A 15,427-nucleotide genomic window follows, 5' to 3' on the forward strand; every position below is an offset into this window, starting at 1 on the left:
CATAAAATATCTCTTATCCAGAGCTCACGTCAATCGTTTTGTATGCAACAATTTTATGTAGATCATGGCCGTCATAATTGCATCGTTAACGGCGTTATGTTGCCCCATATTTGGGATCTGCAGGTCGTATAATATTGTATCAAATCGAAGGTCTATATTTCCTTGCGGAATTAACTCTATTTTTTTATTATAATAGAGCGCTGAGACCTCTATTTGACGGTTTGGAAGGGTGATTCCTAGCCACGGTTTAATATACTTATTTATCATCGCGACATCGAACTCAAGATAGTATCCGACGAGGGGTCTCGAACCGATGAATCTAAGGAAGGCATCGATCCCTTCATAAGGGTCCAGTGCACTCTCAACATCACAGGGACGAATGTGATGAATTTCGATACTTTTTTTGGAAATCTGCTGTGATGGTTTGAGAAAAAGTTCAAAGGTTTTTGACGTGACAATGGTGTTGCCACGGACCACTACGGCCCCTATGGAGAGTATCTCATCCTTCTTTGGGTTCAACCCGCTTGTCTCCGTATCATAGACGACCACTTCGTCACCCTCGTAATCGTCAAACAGGAATGCGTAAGTATCGTCTTTCAAACGCTTGCGATTCAATTTCTGCTTGAGTCCGTTAAACATCTAAACCACCATATTCAGATGGTAATGGTAGGTCAGAAACTTCTTGAACGTGTTAACCACCTTAAAACTATCTTTCAAAAGATCGCGTTCCATTTTATCCAGTTTGGACGGGTTGATAAAATTGACATGTTCAAGCTTGTTCGGATGGCGCAGCATCGCCTTGAGCCGGATGCCTGAGAGGGTGTCAAAGGCCTCGATCAGTTCAGTCGCAAACTTTTTGTCAAAGAGCCCGCGGTTGTTAAGCTCTTTGATGCGTTCGATCGTATTGGTCTGCGTAATATGATACTCGAGCGCCAGGGTCCTGATGCCGTGAACGATAGCAAATATCCCCCCTTTTTTTAGGTCGATCTCGTTGGCATGCGACTTTTCGACAATAAAGCCCGAAAAGATGCTCAGCGGGGTCTCAAAACTGAGTGTTGACTTGGCCATATGCGCCAGAATATCCTCTCTGCCTGTGAATCTTTTTTGAAGGTACTCTGTCAGCTCGTCGAGCAGTCTGCTGTTGCCGCTGATGCATTGGGCATCCAAAAAGATAGAGAGTGCCTGCAGTGCATTCTCATCAAAACTCTCCACCCAGCCGTCGATGCGTTTTTTGAAGAGAGAAACAGTGCCGCGCCAATGGGGGTTATTGACCATGACCTGACCCGGGCACGGCGGGAAACCCAAGGTCTGCAGATGTTCGCTGAAGGCCTGCATGTATGGCGTGAAAACTTCTGCATCGGCACTCTCATCGATGATCAGTGCATTATCCTGATCGGTTCTCAACACCTGTTCATGCCGCCCTTCCGAACCCATCACGATCAAAGCTGCCTTCTCCCGAAGTTCCCGGGGCACTGTCAATTCATAGACCTTTTCATAGACCTTGGCATTGATCTCGCTGACCAGCTTCGAGATGTAGCGGACCTTCACCCCTTTTGAGTTCAGCGACTGCACCAGATAAAGCTGCTCTTTCTGAATGCTGCTTAACTCCTCGATACTCTCGGCTTTGTTGACCTGAACCGCGATAAGATGCGAATGGCTGGCGAAATGGCTCAGTAGGTCCAGCTGTTCCAGGATACCTATGATCTCACCCTCCTCCGTCACGGCGACACGTTTGATGCCGTGTTTGGTAAAGAGCAGCAGCGCATTGAAAAGAAAGTCGTTTCGATCAATGGTAATTAACGGGTAGTTGGCAATCGATCCGGCATTCGCATCGAGCGCCGTCTCTCCCAGCAGTATCTTATCTCGCAGGTCAGTGTCGGTAATAATACCGAACACCCCGTTGTCCCAGACCAGGATGGAGGAGGTTTTAAGCTCTTTCATCTTTACCAGTCCATTGCGTATCGGTTCGGTATACTCGACGATACAAGGTTCATGAAGAAAAATATCGGAAACCCTTGCAATCATAAACGGCGTCAGGTCGTTCTGTTGCTGACGCTCTTTAAGCGACTGGTGCTTCGCGATGAAGTCTTTCATGAAATAGCTGCGAAACGGCTCATAATCCTGTATGAGGTTTAAGAAAATCTCTTTTGGCAGCAGGTAGCAGATAAGATCTTCTTGAACCACAAATGTGGACTTGACATCATTATAGATCAGCGCATTGGCATCAAAACTGTCCAACGCTGTGTAGACATTATGCAGTTCACCGTCAATAAGCTCGTTTACACTGCCCTTGATGATGATGTAGAGGTGTTGCGCCTCTACACGCGGTCCGATAAGAACCGTCTCATTCGGATAATAGGCGATATCCATCTGGGAACTCAACTGTGCGATAACCCGCTGAGTCAACAGTTCGAACGGGTGGATAGAGGCAAGCAGCTGCTGCTGATCCAAAATACTCATAGTTTGCTCCTTCTATATTCTAATACGGAATATCAGCCCAAAAGCTTAATGCTCCGTTGCCCCTTCGGCACCGATACCGGTCTGAGCACGTACGTATTGTGCTTCAAAAGCCTCGATCTCTTGTGCCACGCCCTCGCTTTTGTCCGTGATCGAGAAGAACCAGATCCCGATAAATGAAACGACTACCGAGAACAGAGCCGGATATTTATACGGGAAGATCGCTTCCGCATTGCCCAAAATCTGAACCCATACGATCGGACCGAGGATAACCAGCATGACTGCTGTCGCCAGACCTAAGGAACCGCCGATAACCGCACCGCGAGTCGTCAATTTTTTCCAGAACATCGACAGGAAGAGGATCGGGAAGTTCGCCGACGCAGCAATAGCGAAGGCAAGACCGACAACAAAAGCGATGTTCTGTTTCTCAAATGCGATACCCATAATAATGGCGATGATACCAAGCGCGACCGTCGCCATTTTGGAGACTTTCATCTCCGCCATACCGTCCGCTTTGCCTTTTTTGATCACCGAAGCGTAAAGGTCATGCGAGATCGCCGAAGCGCCTGCCAGCGTCAGACCCGAAACGACCGCAAGGATCGTTGCAAATGCTACCGCCGAAATAAAGCCGAGGAAGAAATCGCCGCCGACGGCATGTGACAAGTGGATCGCCGCCATGTTGTTTCCGCCAAGGATCGGTGAACCGCCTTCAACTGCCTGTTTCGCCATATCCAGGTACTCAGGGTTTTTAAAGACCATGACGATCGCACCGAAACCGATGATGAAGGTCAGGATGTAGAAATACCCGATGAAACCTGTTGCATAGAAGACCGATTTACGGGCCTCTTTTGCATCCCCGACCGTAAAGAAACGCATCAGGATATGCGGAAGACCCGCCGTACCGAACATCAGCGCGATCGCAAGCGAGATCGCCGAAACAGGGTCACTGACCAGTCCGCCCGGACTCATGATCTCGATCCCTTTCATCTCCGTCGCCGTAGCAAAGAGTGAACCGAAACTGAAGTCATAGTGGGCCATAACCGCAATCGCCATAAACGTTGCACCCGAAAGCAGCAGGAAGGCTTTGATGATCTGAACCCATGTTGTCGCCAGCATACCGCCAAAGGTGACATAGAGGATCATCAATACACCGACCAGAACAACCGCGACCTCATACTGAAGACCGAAGAGAAGCTGGATCAGCTTACCCGAACCAACCATCTGTGCGATCAGGTAGAGGATGACCGTCGCGATAGAGCCTGAAGCCGCCAATGAACGGATCGGCGTCTGGCGCAGACGGTATGACGCAACGTCGGCAAAAGTGTATTTACCGAGATTACGCAGCTGCTCCGCTACCAGGAAAAGGATGATCGGCCAACCGACAAGGAAACCGATCGAATAGATCAGCCCGTCATACCCTTTAAGGTAGACAAGGCCTGAAATACCGAGGAATGATGCCGCAGACATATAGTCACCTGCGATCGCCATACCGTTTTGCAGTCCGGTGATACCGCCGCCGGCCGTATAGAAATCTTTGGCCGTCTTGGTACGTTTTGCCGCCCAGTAGGTAATACCCAGTGTACCGCCCACGAAAAGCAGGAACATCACGATCGCTGACATGTTCAGCGCCTGTTTTTCAACTTCGCCTTCCAGTGCACCCGAGGCAAACAACATAGCCGCTGAAAGACCCATAAATATAAGAATACGACCCAACATTATTCATTTTCCTTTGCAGTCTCTTTGATCTTGGCCGTCAGCGCATCGAACTCGCCGTTGGCACGTCTGACATAGATTCCTGTCAGGGCAAAGGCAAATACGATGATCGCCACGCCCACCGGGATACCCACTGTCGTAACCGTATCATCACCCAAAGGTGTTCCCAGTGCACTCGGGTCGAATGCAATGGTTAAAATAAATGCAAAGTAGACGACCAGCATCAAAATGGTCAATGTCCACGCGAATCGGGTCCGCTTGGCTACCAGCTCCTGAAAGTTCGGATCGTTTTTGATCGCTTCAACTTGTTCTTGTCTCATCAAGACTCCTTTTTAATGTTCTGACTCAATAGTAGCCGAAACGGCTGCTAAAAATTGTAATTGACGATAAAACGGTACTCGTCCCAATCGACGGCACCGTTGTCCGCGACAAAGTAATCCGATGTAAAGTTCCCGCGCAGACGCAGCTGCAGGTTCTCTACAAAACCGGTATTGTAGATCACGTCAAATCCCGCCTCGCTAGCATCGTCGGAGGTATAGCCGTTAAAATCGGCCATATCGAAATCAGCATAATAGAGCGCCGTACTAAGATCCGGTCCGAACCCTTTCCAGTTATAGGAGAGCGCCGCTTTCGAGGCTTTTGTACCGGCCAGGAACATATGGCGCGTCACCATTCCCTGGGTAAATGCAGGCATGCCGCCCCAGGGCGTGATAATTGCATTGGCATAGGGCGCATCGCTGCTTTTGTTGGCCCCTGTCTGCGAATAGGCGATATACGCCGTCAAGTTCTCGACGGTCAAACCCGCTTTGGCAGCCCAGTAGAGCGAATCTATCTTGCCGTCACCGCCGAGGTTGCTCAACAATTTATCGCCGAGGTCATCCTCTTTGATGAACTGCCCGGCGACGAAGGGCTTGACCATACCAAACGCCATACTGTAATCAAGCTGACCATAGACGGCGTTTAAGATATCGTAGGCGTAGTAATCCCAAAGCTGGACTTTAAGACCCTTGACGCCGGTATAGGTCGCCGATGCGACAGAGACGCCGTCTGTTGCTGTTCCTACCGCATACTTGCCCATATTCTCGAACGAACCGACCTGGTTACGGGGATCGACAGCCGAGTAGCCCGATGTTGCCGAGAGCATCTGATTCGCCAGATTCGAGCCGTTATAGACGCGGCCGAAAGTACCCTGCGCAAAACGGGTCACGTGCCCGACGACAACTGTTGTGTCCGGAATGTCCGTGTTGCTGAGGAGATACGCTTCAAACAAGTTGGGAAGCATTCTCGCATCATCGGCACCCGCCAGCGGCGTATTAAGCTTTTGGCGTCCCCCTTTGAAGATCGTATTGCCGCGCTTATACTGAAGATACGCCTCACCAAGGATCGAATAGTCTTCGTTATCCGGACCCAACAGTGACGGATCGACAACCGTGTAGTCCGTTCTTGGGCTTCCCAACAAAAACCCGTTGGTCGTATAAAATGCCGTCCCCAGCGTCAAACCATGCAGCTCCGCCGTCTCATATTTCAGGAAACCGCCGATCGCATTCGCTTTTCGCGTATAGTCGTCCCCCGCGGGGCGCGTATCGGTGATGCTCCTCGCAACACTGAACTCGCGGATCTGCCCGCCGGCCTTACCTTCACTGAACATACTGCTTAAATCTTCAGCAGCATATATACCCGATACAGCAACAATTGATGCTATACTTGCACCGAACGTTTTTTTCATTTGCTTCACCTTATAAACGGGTATCGCCAAATACCCGATAATTCTTCTACACTGTTATCATAAGGTGAGAACGTAGCACGAACGTAGCAAATTGGAAAAAGCGGCTTCTCTGCGCTAATAGATAATGAAAATCTACTATCTTGCGTCATAAGATGGGAAAGATTGTAACACCTTATTTGGACGGAATGTCTATCATATACCCCTGCGAACGGATATTCTGTATAAAATCCTCTTTCAGACTCTTTTTCAATCGGTTCACCTCTGCCCTGATCGTCGCATTGTCGACAAAGGTATCGTCCCATACATAGTGTTGAAACTGCTCAAAGTCGACGATCCGTCCGCGGTTGCGTGCCAGCAGATCGATAATCTGTGACTGGCGCTTGCTGAGGACCTGGACATCGCCCCTGAAGAGCAACTGGTTGTGTTCCTGATCGTAACTATAGTGGGAAGAGAGGCGCAGATGCACCCGCGGTACTTCGGTAGAGAGCTTGATCTTGTCTATCCGCAGGGCTAGCTCTTTGAGATGGAACGGTTTTTTCAGGTAGTCATAACAGCCCAGATCGTAGGCGCGCGAAATATCTTCGATATCGACCAATGCACTTATATAGATAGCCGGTGTGTGTATTTTCAGCGCATGCAGCCGCTCCAGGAGCGTCAGACCGTCCACACCCGGCACATTGATGTCTAAAATAAGCAGATCAAAATTCTCTTCCTGAAGCATCCCCATCGCTTTTTCGCCGTCCACGCAGCTTATCACCTGATGGCCGATCGCCTCCAGATACTCCTGGATCGACTCATTAAGCATGATTTCATCTTCCAACAAAAATATTTTCATATGCCCATCACCTTGAATATGTAGCTGAACCGTGTCACGTCCTCACTCGAGTCGATCTTGATCACAACCCCCTCCTCTTCACAGATGGACTTCACCAGGTTCAGTCCCAGCCCGAATCCTTCCACTTTTCCGTCTTCACGGTAGTAGGGTTCCAGCACCTTGTTCGTATCTTCTATCTTTTTCGAACGGCTGTAGATCTCAAAACAGATTTCCGTACCGTCGACACTCGTCCTGATGGTGATCAGTTCCTCCGGCAACGTATATTTTATAGCATTGGTGATGTTATTGTCGACAATGCGCTGCAGTTTGGTCTCGTTGAAGTAGATGTAGTGGCTGCCTTCGCACGGTTCAAACACAAAGGAGAGGTGCGACTGCTCGGCCACCTCCTCAAAAAACTCCTTGCGGCTCTGAAGGTAGTCGTTCAGATTGATCGCCGTCCGCGGGTATTCGACCTGGTCTTTTTTGACCAGGTAGCTCAGGTCGTCATAGATATTGAAGATATTTTTGACCGCGGCATCGATTTTGGCAAGCTGGCTGTTTTTGCCGTGCTTCAATGTAAAAAGATCGATATTTGTCATAATAACGCTCAGCGGGGTATTCGTTTCATGAACGGCGTGGCGCAGAAACTGCTTCTGCGAATCCAGCAGGCTCTGCGAAAACTGCTGTGCTTTTTCCAGCTCTTCATAGTTTTTCTGCAGGGCCAGCGTTTTCGTTTCGACCTTCTGTTCAAGCGATTCGTTCAGCTGCGCCAGCGAGTGTTTCTGATGCATGATCGTCTCGACCATCTCATTGGCATAGCGCACCATCGTACGGAACTCTTTAAAGAATATCTGTTTGTAGTTGATCACCTGATCATTATGTGCGGCCCGCTCGAAAAAAAGCAGAAAAGTATCGACATCGCGCTGCATGACGGCACTGATGATCTTGTTAATACCAAAGATGACACCAAAAAGTATAAAAGCCAGTGTGGCGATCTCCAGGACGATCTTTACGATCTTGCTTTTTTGTTTATTGTGGCGTTCAAGCAGCAAGGTGTGTGCCGGCTTTGTATAGATACCGCTGATAAGCGTGTAGCCGTTGTCCAGCTTGAGCACATAGAGCAGTGCATCATGCAGTTTAGTATGTTCGAGCTGTTGCAAGTGAATAATCGAAGCATCTGCAAGTTGACGGATATCGCCGAGTTTTTGCTGTACTGCAACGGGTTTGAAAAGTGCGTTTGCATTATAATCAAAGAGTTGGACAAAGCTGTTTTTATCATCGGTAAAAAGGTTCTCGATCCGCTTTAACGCTTCGCCGGTATGGTTTGAGGGATTTTGCAGCTCGTACTCCATCAAAGCGGCCAGCCGGCGTGTCGAACGTATTAATGATAGTTCCTGCTCTTTGACAAAAGTGTTGTACTCCAGAGCAAGCTGCTTTTCATAATCCTGATATTCATCCTGGATCAGTAAAGAGGCAAACACGATAGTGAACAGAAGTATTACCAATGTTGCGAACGCGTAGACCTGAGAGAGAGCGAAATTACTTAAATACTGTGATGCCCATAAGGCAATTTTTTTACGTGGCGTTAACATAATACGGATTATACACATTACGTTTAAAAGTTTGTTTGCGGTTAAGATTCTTCTACTATAATTCGCACCATTAATTCTAAAAAATAAAGGATAACAATGGCTTTTGGAAGACAAGAACTCAAAACCTATGATTTCTCAGCAGAAGAGATGGCCTCTTTTCAATGGGCAAAAATGACAACCAGCAAAGGTGTTATGTGGATCAAACTTTATAATGACGAAACACCGAACACCGTTGCAAACTTTGCTTCACTTGCAAATGACGGCTATTACAATGGTCTTAACTTTCACCGTGTTATTCCGGGTTTTATGGCACAGGGCGGTTGTCCGCACGGTACAGGTACAGGCGGTCCAGGCTGGGCGATCCCGTGTGAGACGGCACTGAACAAGCACCGTCACGTCAAAGGAACCCTTTCTATGGCACACGCCGGCCCGAATACAGGCGGCTCACAGTTCTTTATCTGTTTTGTACCGTGTCCTCACCTTGACGGCGTTCATACGGTATTTGGCGGCATTGAGCCAGACGATGCAGACTCTATGTCTGTGCTGGACAGCATCCAGGGCCAGGATAAGATCGAAAGCGTTGAGATTTTAGCGTCCCGCTAATATAAGGAGAATAGAAAATGGAGCATGGTAAAAGGGCAAAAGCTAAGCAGAACACTCTTTGCCATGCCCCCTTCACTATTCACCGTTTGCTATTCACGGCACTGTCATCGGGAGGTTCCCGATGCTAGTGCATATCTGCTGCTCGGTTGACAGCCACTTCTTTCTGGAAAAACTTCAAAAAGAGTTCCCCGAAGAGAAACTCACCGGCTTTTTTTATGATCCCAATATCCACCCCTATTCGGAATACCGATTGCGCTATTTGGATGTTCAAAGAAGCTGTAAAAAACTGGGCATTGACCTGCTCGAAGGCGAATATGACTTCGAGAACTGGCTGGACGCCGTCCGCGGACTGGAAAAAGAGCCTGAAAAAGGGGCGCGCTGTGAGGTCTGTTTTGACAAGCGCTTTGACGTCAGCGCCCATAAAGCCCTTGAACTGGGTGAAAAGAAGATGACGACAACGCTGCTCGTCAGCCCGCTTAAATCCCAGGAACAGCTCAAACGTGTGGGTGACGCCTTCCACAAAAAACACGGTGTCGAGTTTATTGCCGTCGATTACCGTGCAGACGGCGGAACGCAGGATCAGTCCCGCGTCACCAAAGAGGAGCAGCTCTACCGCCAGGATTACTGCGGCTGCATCTTCGGGCTTACCATGCAGCGTGAACAGCAAGACAGACTGATGGACGAGATGTTCTCGCCTATCAACAACCGTACTCTGCCGGCCTCGATCGAAGAGCGCCTGGCCATGTATACAAAAAGAATGGAATTTGAAGATGAAGGCAAGCCCTATCGCATCGTCCGCCAGAAGTTTTTAAACTACCGCCAGTTCTCCTGCACCCTGACCAAAGGAAAAACGACGTCGATACCGGCCCATGCCCTCGCCTACTCGACCCTCTCGCGCAAGCGCGCCCAGGGAAAGATCGAATACAGCATTGATAATGTCCACTACATGAATCGCGACGAGATCCGCTTTATCACCCTTGAACACTACAACCGACTCGCAGAGAGTTCTTTTGAAAATGTCCGGGAGCTGATCTTCAACGCCCCCACTTTTGAGATCGAGTTGATGGTCCGCCAGAAGATCGTTGCTCTGCCTTATGATCTTACGCCTATCGTCGTCGTGGATACCATTCCGGAGGGTAAACTCACCCTCTCACTCGATGCCAAGACCTATGAAGACACCAAAGAGTATTTGATCTCTCTCTAAAAAACCTGCCAAGCGCCTTTGATAATAATCTCTTAACAGACATTTGGATAAAATAAAGCAATTTATTTTATGGCACGTTCTACTGAAAACACAATCATTTCAAGAAGTGCCGATTCAAAAGGTTTTATATATGATGGACGTCGTTGAAATTCAAGAGATCCTGCCTCACCGTTACCCGTTTTTACTTGTAGACAGAGTTGTCTCACTCGAAGTGAAAGAGAACATTGTCGCTTTCAAAAACGTAAGTATCAGCGAGCCGGTATTTGAAGGCCATTTTCCGGGTCACCCGATCTACCCTGGCGTCATGATTCTGGAAGGTATGGCACAAGCCGGCGGTTTGTTGGCATTTCAAAGTATGGAACTGACAAAAGAAGAGGTCAAGGAGAAGGTGGTCTACTTCATGAGTATCGACAAGGCCAAATTCCGAAAACCGGTCCGTCCCGGTGACCGTCTTGAATACCGCGTAAGTGTAATCAAGCAAAAAGGCGCCATCTGGCTGCTTGAAGGTAAAGCTTTTGTTGATGACGAGATGGTCTCGGAAGCAGAACTTAAAGCCATGGTCGTAGACAAATAGGACTGGATGTGAGTATGATTTCACCATTGGCCATTATTGAAGATGGTGCACAAATCGGAGAGAATGTCAGGATCGATGCGCACTGTTTCGTATCCGGCGAAGCCAAGATAGGCGACGGCACGACGATTGCCCACGGTGCCTGCATTTACGGCAAGACGACGATCGGTAAGAACAACCGCATCTTTTCGCATGCCGTGCTTGGTTCGATCCCGCAGGATCTCAAGTTTCACGGCGAAGAGGTCGAGCTGATCATCGGCGACAACAACACCATCCGCGAGTTCACTCTTTTCAACCCGGGTACCGAAGGCGGCGGAAGTGTCACACGTGTCGGAGACAACAATCTTTTTATGGGATATGTCCACCTCGGCCATGATGTGATCATCGGAAACAACTGTATTCTGGCCAATGCGGCGACGCTGGCCGGTCATGTCGAGATGGGCAACAATGCCGTTATCGGCGGCATGACACCGGTACACCAGTTTGTCAAGATCGGCGACTTTGCTATGGTCGGCGGCGCCTCGGCACTTTCGCAGGATGTCCCTCCCTACTGCATGGCAGAGGGCAACCGGGCAACGCTGCGAGGCCTAAATCTGACCGGCCTGCGCCGTCACGCCGAGCGCAGCGATATTGATGCACTGAAAGCAGCCTATCGTGAACTTTTTGAGATGGGAAAACCGCTGCAGGAGGTAGCAAAAGAGCTGCTTGAAAAAAGTGAGAACGACTTGGTCAAGAACCTTTGTAATTTTATCAGTAACACCAAACGCGGAATCCCGTTTGAGAGGAAAAATATATGAGTGAACACCGCCACTGCAGTTTTTGTAATGCCGTAGAGAGTGAAGAGAATCCGCTGATCGCCGGCAACAGTGTCTATATTTGTAAGAATTGTGTCTATTCAGCATACAAGATCATGTTTGGTGACACACAAGGTGAGGTCACCAAAGAACAGAAAGCGCTCGTAGATGCGACCACGCAATTGATGACGCCCAAAGAGCTTAATGCCTTTTTAGGCGAATATGTCATCGGCCAGGAAAATGCCAGAAAGCTGCTTTCGGTTGCTGTTTACAACCACTACAAACGTATCTTCAAAACCGGTTTGGTTGAAGATGACAATACCGAGATCGCCAAATCAAATATCTTGCTGATCGGTCCGACAGGGTCCGGTAAGACACTGATGGCACAGACCATTGCACGTGTTTTGAACGTACCGATCGCAATCGCCGATGCAACTTCTCTGACCGAAGCCGGTTATGTGGGTGAGGATGTCGAAAACATCCTGACCAAACTGTTACAGGCAGCCGACGGTGACGTCGAACGTGCCCAGCAGGGTATTGTCTTTATCGATGAAGTGGACAAGATTGCGCGCATGAGCGAAAACCGCTCGATCACCCGCGACGTCTCAGGAGAGGGTGTTCAGCAGGCCCTTCTTAAGATCGTCGAAGGCGCCCAGGTCAACCTTCCGCCAAAAGGGGGACGTAAACACCCTAACCAGGAGTTTGTTCAGATCGACACCTCGGGTATTCTTTTTATCTGCGGAGGTGCGTTTGACGGGATGCAGGATATCCTGAAACGCAAGCAGGGTAAGAATATACTCGGTTTCGGACATGAAAAAAAGAGCAAGGATGAGCAAAAGCCGACGCTTGAGATGGTCGAACCCGACGATCTCGTCCACTATGGCCTTATCCCTGAACTTATCGGCCGTTTACCGATCATCGCATCCCTCAATGAGATCAAAGAAGAGGATATGGTTCGCATTTTGACAGAACCGAAAAACTCGCTGGTCAAACAGTATAAAAAGCTTTTTGCGATCGATGATGTTGAACTCACGTTTGAAGAAGATGCCCTTCTCGCCGTTGCGGCAAAAGCAATAGCCCGTAAAACAGGCGCACGCGGTCTGCGGGCTATTATGGAAGAGAGTATGATCGACATCATGTACACTCTTCCGGAGTACAGCGGTTATGAGATAGTTATTACCAAAGAAGTCATCGAAAAAGGTGATGAACCTCTTTATATTAAGAAAAGCAAACAAAAAAGTGCATAGGAACGCATAAATGATATTTAATAAACTTATCGGTCTTTTTTCAAGCGATCTTGCGATTGACCTTGGAACAGCTAATACCCTTGTTATTGCCAAAGGTCATGGGATCATCATCAATGAGCCTTCAGTTGTCGCCGTTAAAAACGGAAAATATGGTCAGACTCAGGTTCTGGCCGTTGGACAGGAAGCCAAAGATATGGTCGGTAAAACACCGGGCAACATCCGTGCGATACGCCCTATGCGCGACGGTGTCATCGCGGACTTCGATATGACGGAAAAGATGATCCGAAAATTTATTGAAAAAGCGCACGGAAGAAAAGCGCTCATCAGTCCGCGTATCATCATCTGTGTTCCTTACGGTCTAACCCAGGTCGAACGAAAAGCGGTTCGCGAATCTGCTCTCTCGGCCGGTGCCCGTGAGGTTTTCCTGATCGAAGAACCGATGGCTGCAGCCATCGGTGCCGGTATTGATATCCGTGAACCGCAGGGGCACCTTGTCGTTGATATCGGCGGTGGTACTACGGAGATCGGTGTGGTCTCTCTAGGAGGGCTGGTTCTTTCAAAATCGATCCGCGTTGCCGGCGACAAAATAGACCTCTCGATCATCAACTACATTCGCCGTAAATATAACCTCCTGATCGGTGAGCGTGTGGCCGAAGAGATTAAGATCTCCGTAGGGACAGCAATGGAGCTCGATGAGGACCTTACCTACAACATCACCGGCCGTGACCAGGTAGAGGGGCTGCTCAGTTCCATCACGCTGACAAGCGAAGACGCCAGAGAAGCGATGGAAGAGCCGCTTAAAGAGATCGCCGAAGCACTTCGCGACGTTCTTGAACAGATGCCGCCTGATCTTGCAGGTGACATCGTCAACCACGGAGTCGTGCTTACCGGCGGCGGCGCACTGATCCGCCAGCTTGACAAATACCTCTCCGATATCATTCGCATTCCGGTCTATGTTGCCGACGAGCCTCTGTTAGCCGTTGCCAAAGGCACCGGCAAGGCGCTCGACGAGATCGATCTTTTGCAAGAACTGTTTGACGAATAGAGATGAACAAAGAAGTCCTGTCTATTTTTGTTCTCTTTGCACTCCTTTTCGGTGGTGCACTCTTTTTCATGACAGATCTACAGCGCCCTATACTCTCTCTATCGAACGCCATCAAAAGTTCTTATCATAGCTTTACCGCTTCTGTCGGACAAAGTTATGATGAGCATTTCAACCAGCAGGACACTATCATAGAACTGCGCAAGCAGCTAAGTCTCTACGAAGAGAGCCACCTTCTGTTGCATCAGGTCGCTACCGAGCTCAATGCACTCTTTGTTGAAAACAACTCTTCGTTTAAAGTCCTGCCGCAAGTCGAACTGGTCCGTGCTATCTCTTATGCAAAATTTGGCGATATCAACAAGGTCTGGATCGATACACCGCCTTTCGATCCGACCAAAGTCTACGGACTGGTCCATAAAGAGAACGTCGCCGGCATTGTTGTGATGAAAGAGGGACGGCCCATGGCACTGTTAAACGGCGCGCTCAAAAGTTCCTATGCCGTCTATGTCGGTGCGAACAAGGCCCCGGGCATCGTGCACGGTCTCAAGACCAGAGAGCTGATCGTCGAGTTCATACCGACATGGATCAAGATCAAAGTTGGAGACGAAGTGCTTACATCCGGACTCGACAACCTCTTTTTCCCGGGGCTGAAAGTAGGGAAAGTGGTCTCGATAGAACAGTCCCAGGGGTATCAGAATGCCATAATCGACCCTTACTACAACGCGAGCAACCCCGACTATTTCCACCTTATCAAACGGATCCGCTAAAAGTCGCGGTATACTATCATCACCCTAAAAGCAGACAAAACCCATGAAAAAGCTACTATTAATTTTGATATCATTAAGCACCTTGCTTCATGCCAAAGACGATACATATATCGGTCTTGGCCCCTATTTCCAGACACAGCCCTACAAAGATGCCGATCCTGTTGTTCTCGCCTCGCCGGTCATCTTTTTCGATAATTCACTCTTCTATGTTCGATGGACACGTGTCGGAATGTACTTTTACGGACAGAAAGGCGACAAGTTCAGCTGGGGTGCTTCGATCACCGCCCAGCCGCAGATCATCGGCTATTATGAGACCGATGCCTTCAACGCGCTAGGCTCCCGAGACAAGACCCCGATCTTGGAAGGGATGGAGCCGCATGAGAGCAGCTGGGAAGGGGGTCTGGCCCTGAGTGCCAGCTATGAAAACTATTTCGGCGAATTTTTACTGCTGCATGATATTTTCAACGAGTACAACGGCCTCAAAGCACGTATGGAAATAGGCGCAGAATACACCGTCGGCAATTTTTACTTTGTACCGAGTGTGCTGGCAGTCTATCTTTCACCAAAGTTTACAGACTACTATTTTGGTATTCCCCAGGATGAGACGGATGCAGGGCTGAGACCGGACAGCTATAAAGCCGGTGCGGCACTCAACCTTGCCGCCCAGACCTACATCGAATACAATCTCAATGAGCATTGGCATCTTTTAGCCAATCTTCGTGCCGATTATCTTGGGAAAAGCATTCAAGACAGTCCGCTTGTTGATGACAAAATGATGTATTCCGGGATGCTCTCTGTTCTGTACTCTTTCAATCTCTTTGGCGAAGATCAAGCCTTACTGAATTTACCGAAAAAGTAGTCACGATCCACTCTTTTCGTCTTCAACAGCCTTAAAAC

Annotated in this window: 15 protein-coding genes; 8 read left to right on the plus strand and 7 right to left on the minus strand. The window is 48.9% G+C overall.

Going from position 1 to position 15,427, the window contains the following annotated elements; genetic code table 11:
- Positions 1 to 24 precede the first annotated feature (24 nt).
- The 7 genes from WCY20_RS09975 to WCY20_RS10005 all read right to left on the minus strand — a co-directional run bounded on the left by WCY20_RS09975 (position 25) and on the right by WCY20_RS10005 (position 8,302).
- Positions 25 to 639, minus strand: a complete 615-nt coding sequence (locus WCY20_RS09975) for a 3'-5' exonuclease (RefSeq protein ID WP_345974792.1) — start codon at positions 637 to 639, stop codon at positions 25 to 27.
- Entirely contained in the window at positions 640 to 2,460 is a 1,821-nt protein-coding gene (locus WCY20_RS09980; protein ID WP_345974794.1) for a putative nucleotidyltransferase substrate binding domain-containing protein, read from the minus strand.
- A 45-nt stretch (positions 2,461 to 2,505) separates the two neighbouring features.
- Positions 2,506 to 4,173: a cation acetate symporter gene (locus WCY20_RS09985; RefSeq protein WP_345974795.1), complete on the minus strand. Its 1,668-nt coding sequence runs from the start codon at positions 4,171 to 4,173 to the stop codon at positions 2,506 to 2,508.
- Complete coding sequence (locus WCY20_RS09990) at positions 4,173 to 4,490, minus strand: DUF485 domain-containing protein (RefSeq protein ID WP_345974797.1); 318 nt, start codon at positions 4,488 to 4,490, stop codon at positions 4,173 to 4,175. The genes WCY20_RS09985 and WCY20_RS09990 overlap by 1 nt, the downstream gene beginning before the upstream one ends.
- 47 nt (positions 4,491 to 4,537) lie before the next feature.
- Positions 4,538 to 5,896 (minus strand): OprD family outer membrane porin, encoded by a 1,359-nt coding sequence (locus tag WCY20_RS09995; protein WP_345974799.1) that lies wholly within the window; start codon positions 5,894 to 5,896, stop codon positions 4,538 to 4,540.
- Positions 5,897 to 6,068: 172 nt separating this feature from the next.
- Entirely contained in the window at positions 6,069 to 6,731 is a 663-nt protein-coding gene (locus WCY20_RS10000; RefSeq protein ID WP_345974801.1) for a response regulator transcription factor, read from the minus strand.
- Positions 6,728 to 8,302 (minus strand): HAMP domain-containing sensor histidine kinase, encoded by a 1,575-nt coding sequence (locus tag WCY20_RS10005; protein WP_345974802.1) that lies wholly within the window; start codon positions 8,300 to 8,302, stop codon positions 6,728 to 6,730. Before WCY20_RS10005 ends, WCY20_RS10000 begins: the two co-directional genes overlap by 4 nt.
- 96 nt (positions 8,303 to 8,398) lie before the next feature.
- Here WCY20_RS10005 and WCY20_RS10010 point away from each other — a divergent pair, with 96 nt between their 5' ends.
- From WCY20_RS10010 to WCY20_RS10045, 8 genes are all read left to right on the plus strand, one after another.
- Positions 8,399 to 8,905 carry a peptidylprolyl isomerase gene (locus WCY20_RS10010; protein WP_345974803.1) on the plus strand — a complete coding sequence of 169 codons (507 nt, stop codon included), beginning with the start codon at positions 8,399 to 8,401 and terminating at the stop codon, positions 8,903 to 8,905.
- A 121-nt stretch (positions 8,906 to 9,026) separates the two neighbouring features.
- A complete protein-coding gene (locus tag WCY20_RS10015; protein ID WP_345974804.1) occupies positions 9,027 to 10,109 on the plus strand; it encodes an epoxyqueuosine reductase QueH in 1,083 nt (360 codons plus the stop codon).
- 130 nt (positions 10,110 to 10,239) lie between these two features.
- Positions 10,240 to 10,683: a 3-hydroxyacyl-ACP dehydratase FabZ gene (gene fabZ / locus WCY20_RS10020; RefSeq protein WP_345974806.1), complete on the plus strand. Its 444-nt coding sequence runs from the start codon at positions 10,240 to 10,242 to the stop codon at positions 10,681 to 10,683.
- A gap of 8 nt (positions 10,684 to 10,691) precedes the next feature.
- Complete coding sequence (gene lpxA, locus WCY20_RS10025; protein WP_345974807.1) at positions 10,692 to 11,477, plus strand: acyl-ACP--UDP-N-acetylglucosamine O-acyltransferase; 786 nt, start codon at positions 10,692 to 10,694, stop codon at positions 11,475 to 11,477.
- Positions 11,474 to 12,721: an ATP-dependent Clp protease ATP-binding subunit ClpX gene (gene clpX / locus WCY20_RS10030; RefSeq protein WP_345974809.1), complete on the plus strand. Its 1,248-nt coding sequence runs from the start codon at positions 11,474 to 11,476 to the stop codon at positions 12,719 to 12,721. The genes lpxA and clpX overlap by 4 nt, the downstream gene beginning before the upstream one ends.
- Positions 12,722 to 12,731: 10 nt before the next feature.
- Complete coding sequence (locus WCY20_RS10035; protein ID WP_345974811.1) at positions 12,732 to 13,766, plus strand: rod shape-determining protein; 1,035 nt, start codon at positions 12,732 to 12,734, stop codon at positions 13,764 to 13,766.
- Between the two features lie 2 nt (positions 13,767 to 13,768).
- Positions 13,769 to 14,530, plus strand: coding sequence for a rod shape-determining protein MreC (mreC, locus tag WCY20_RS10040; RefSeq protein ID WP_345974813.1), 762 nt, complete (start codon positions 13,769 to 13,771; stop codon positions 14,528 to 14,530).
- A 43-nt stretch (positions 14,531 to 14,573) separates the two neighbouring features.
- A complete protein-coding gene (locus tag WCY20_RS10045; protein WP_345974815.1) occupies positions 14,574 to 15,389 on the plus strand; it encodes a MipA/OmpV family protein in 816 nt (271 codons plus the stop codon).
- Positions 15,390 to 15,427: the final 38 nt, after the last annotated feature.

It is taken from the genome of Sulfurimonas sp. HSL3-7, from assembly GCF_039645985.1.
GTDB lineage: Bacteria > Campylobacterota > Campylobacteria > Campylobacterales > Sulfurimonadaceae > Sulfonitrofixus > Sulfonitrofixus jiaomeiensis.

What these genes read in the sequence shown, in the direction of transcription:
- WCY20_RS09975 (WP_345974792.1), bottom strand. Translation starts at nt 639, where the DNA reads ATGTTTAACGGACTCAAGCAGAAATTGAATCGCAAGCGTTTGAAAGAC.
- WCY20_RS09980 (WP_345974794.1), bottom strand. Translation starts at nt 2,460, where the DNA reads ATGAGTATTTTGGATCAGCAGCAGCTGCTTGCCTCTATCCACCCGTTC.
- WCY20_RS09985 (WP_345974795.1), bottom strand. Translation starts at nt 4,173, where the DNA reads ATGTTGGGTCGTATTCTTATATTTATGGGTCTTTCAGCGGCTATGTTG.
- WCY20_RS09990 (WP_345974797.1), bottom strand. Translation starts at nt 4,490, where the DNA reads ATGAGACAAGAACAAGTTGAAGCGATCAAAAACGATCCGAACTTTCAG.
- WCY20_RS09995 (WP_345974799.1), bottom strand. Translation starts at nt 5,896, where the DNA reads ATGAAAAAAACGTTCGGTGCAAGTATAGCATCAATTGTTGCTGTATCG.
- WCY20_RS10000 (WP_345974801.1), bottom strand. Translation starts at nt 6,731, where the DNA reads ATGAAAATATTTTTGTTGGAAGATGAAATCATGCTTAATGAGTCGATC.
- WCY20_RS10005 (WP_345974802.1), bottom strand. Translation starts at nt 8,302, where the DNA reads ATGTTAACGCCACGTAAAAAAATTGCCTTATGGGCATCACAGTATTTA.
- WCY20_RS10010 (WP_345974803.1), top strand. Translation starts at nt 8,399, where the DNA reads ATGGCTTTTGGAAGACAAGAACTCAAAACCTATGATTTCTCAGCAGAA.
- WCY20_RS10015 (WP_345974804.1), top strand. Translation starts at nt 9,027, where the DNA reads ATGCTAGTGCATATCTGCTGCTCGGTTGACAGCCACTTCTTTCTGGAA.
- fabZ (WP_345974806.1), top strand. Translation starts at nt 10,240, where the DNA reads ATGATGGACGTCGTTGAAATTCAAGAGATCCTGCCTCACCGTTACCCG.
- clpX (WP_345974809.1), top strand. Translation starts at nt 11,474, where the DNA reads ATGAGTGAACACCGCCACTGCAGTTTTTGTAATGCCGTAGAGAGTGAA.
- WCY20_RS10035 (WP_345974811.1), top strand. Translation starts at nt 12,732, where the DNA reads ATGATATTTAATAAACTTATCGGTCTTTTTTCAAGCGATCTTGCGATT.
- mreC (WP_345974813.1), top strand. Translation starts at nt 13,769, where the DNA reads ATGAACAAAGAAGTCCTGTCTATTTTTGTTCTCTTTGCACTCCTTTTC.
- WCY20_RS10045 (WP_345974815.1), top strand. Translation starts at nt 14,574, where the DNA reads ATGAAAAAGCTACTATTAATTTTGATATCATTAAGCACCTTGCTTCAT.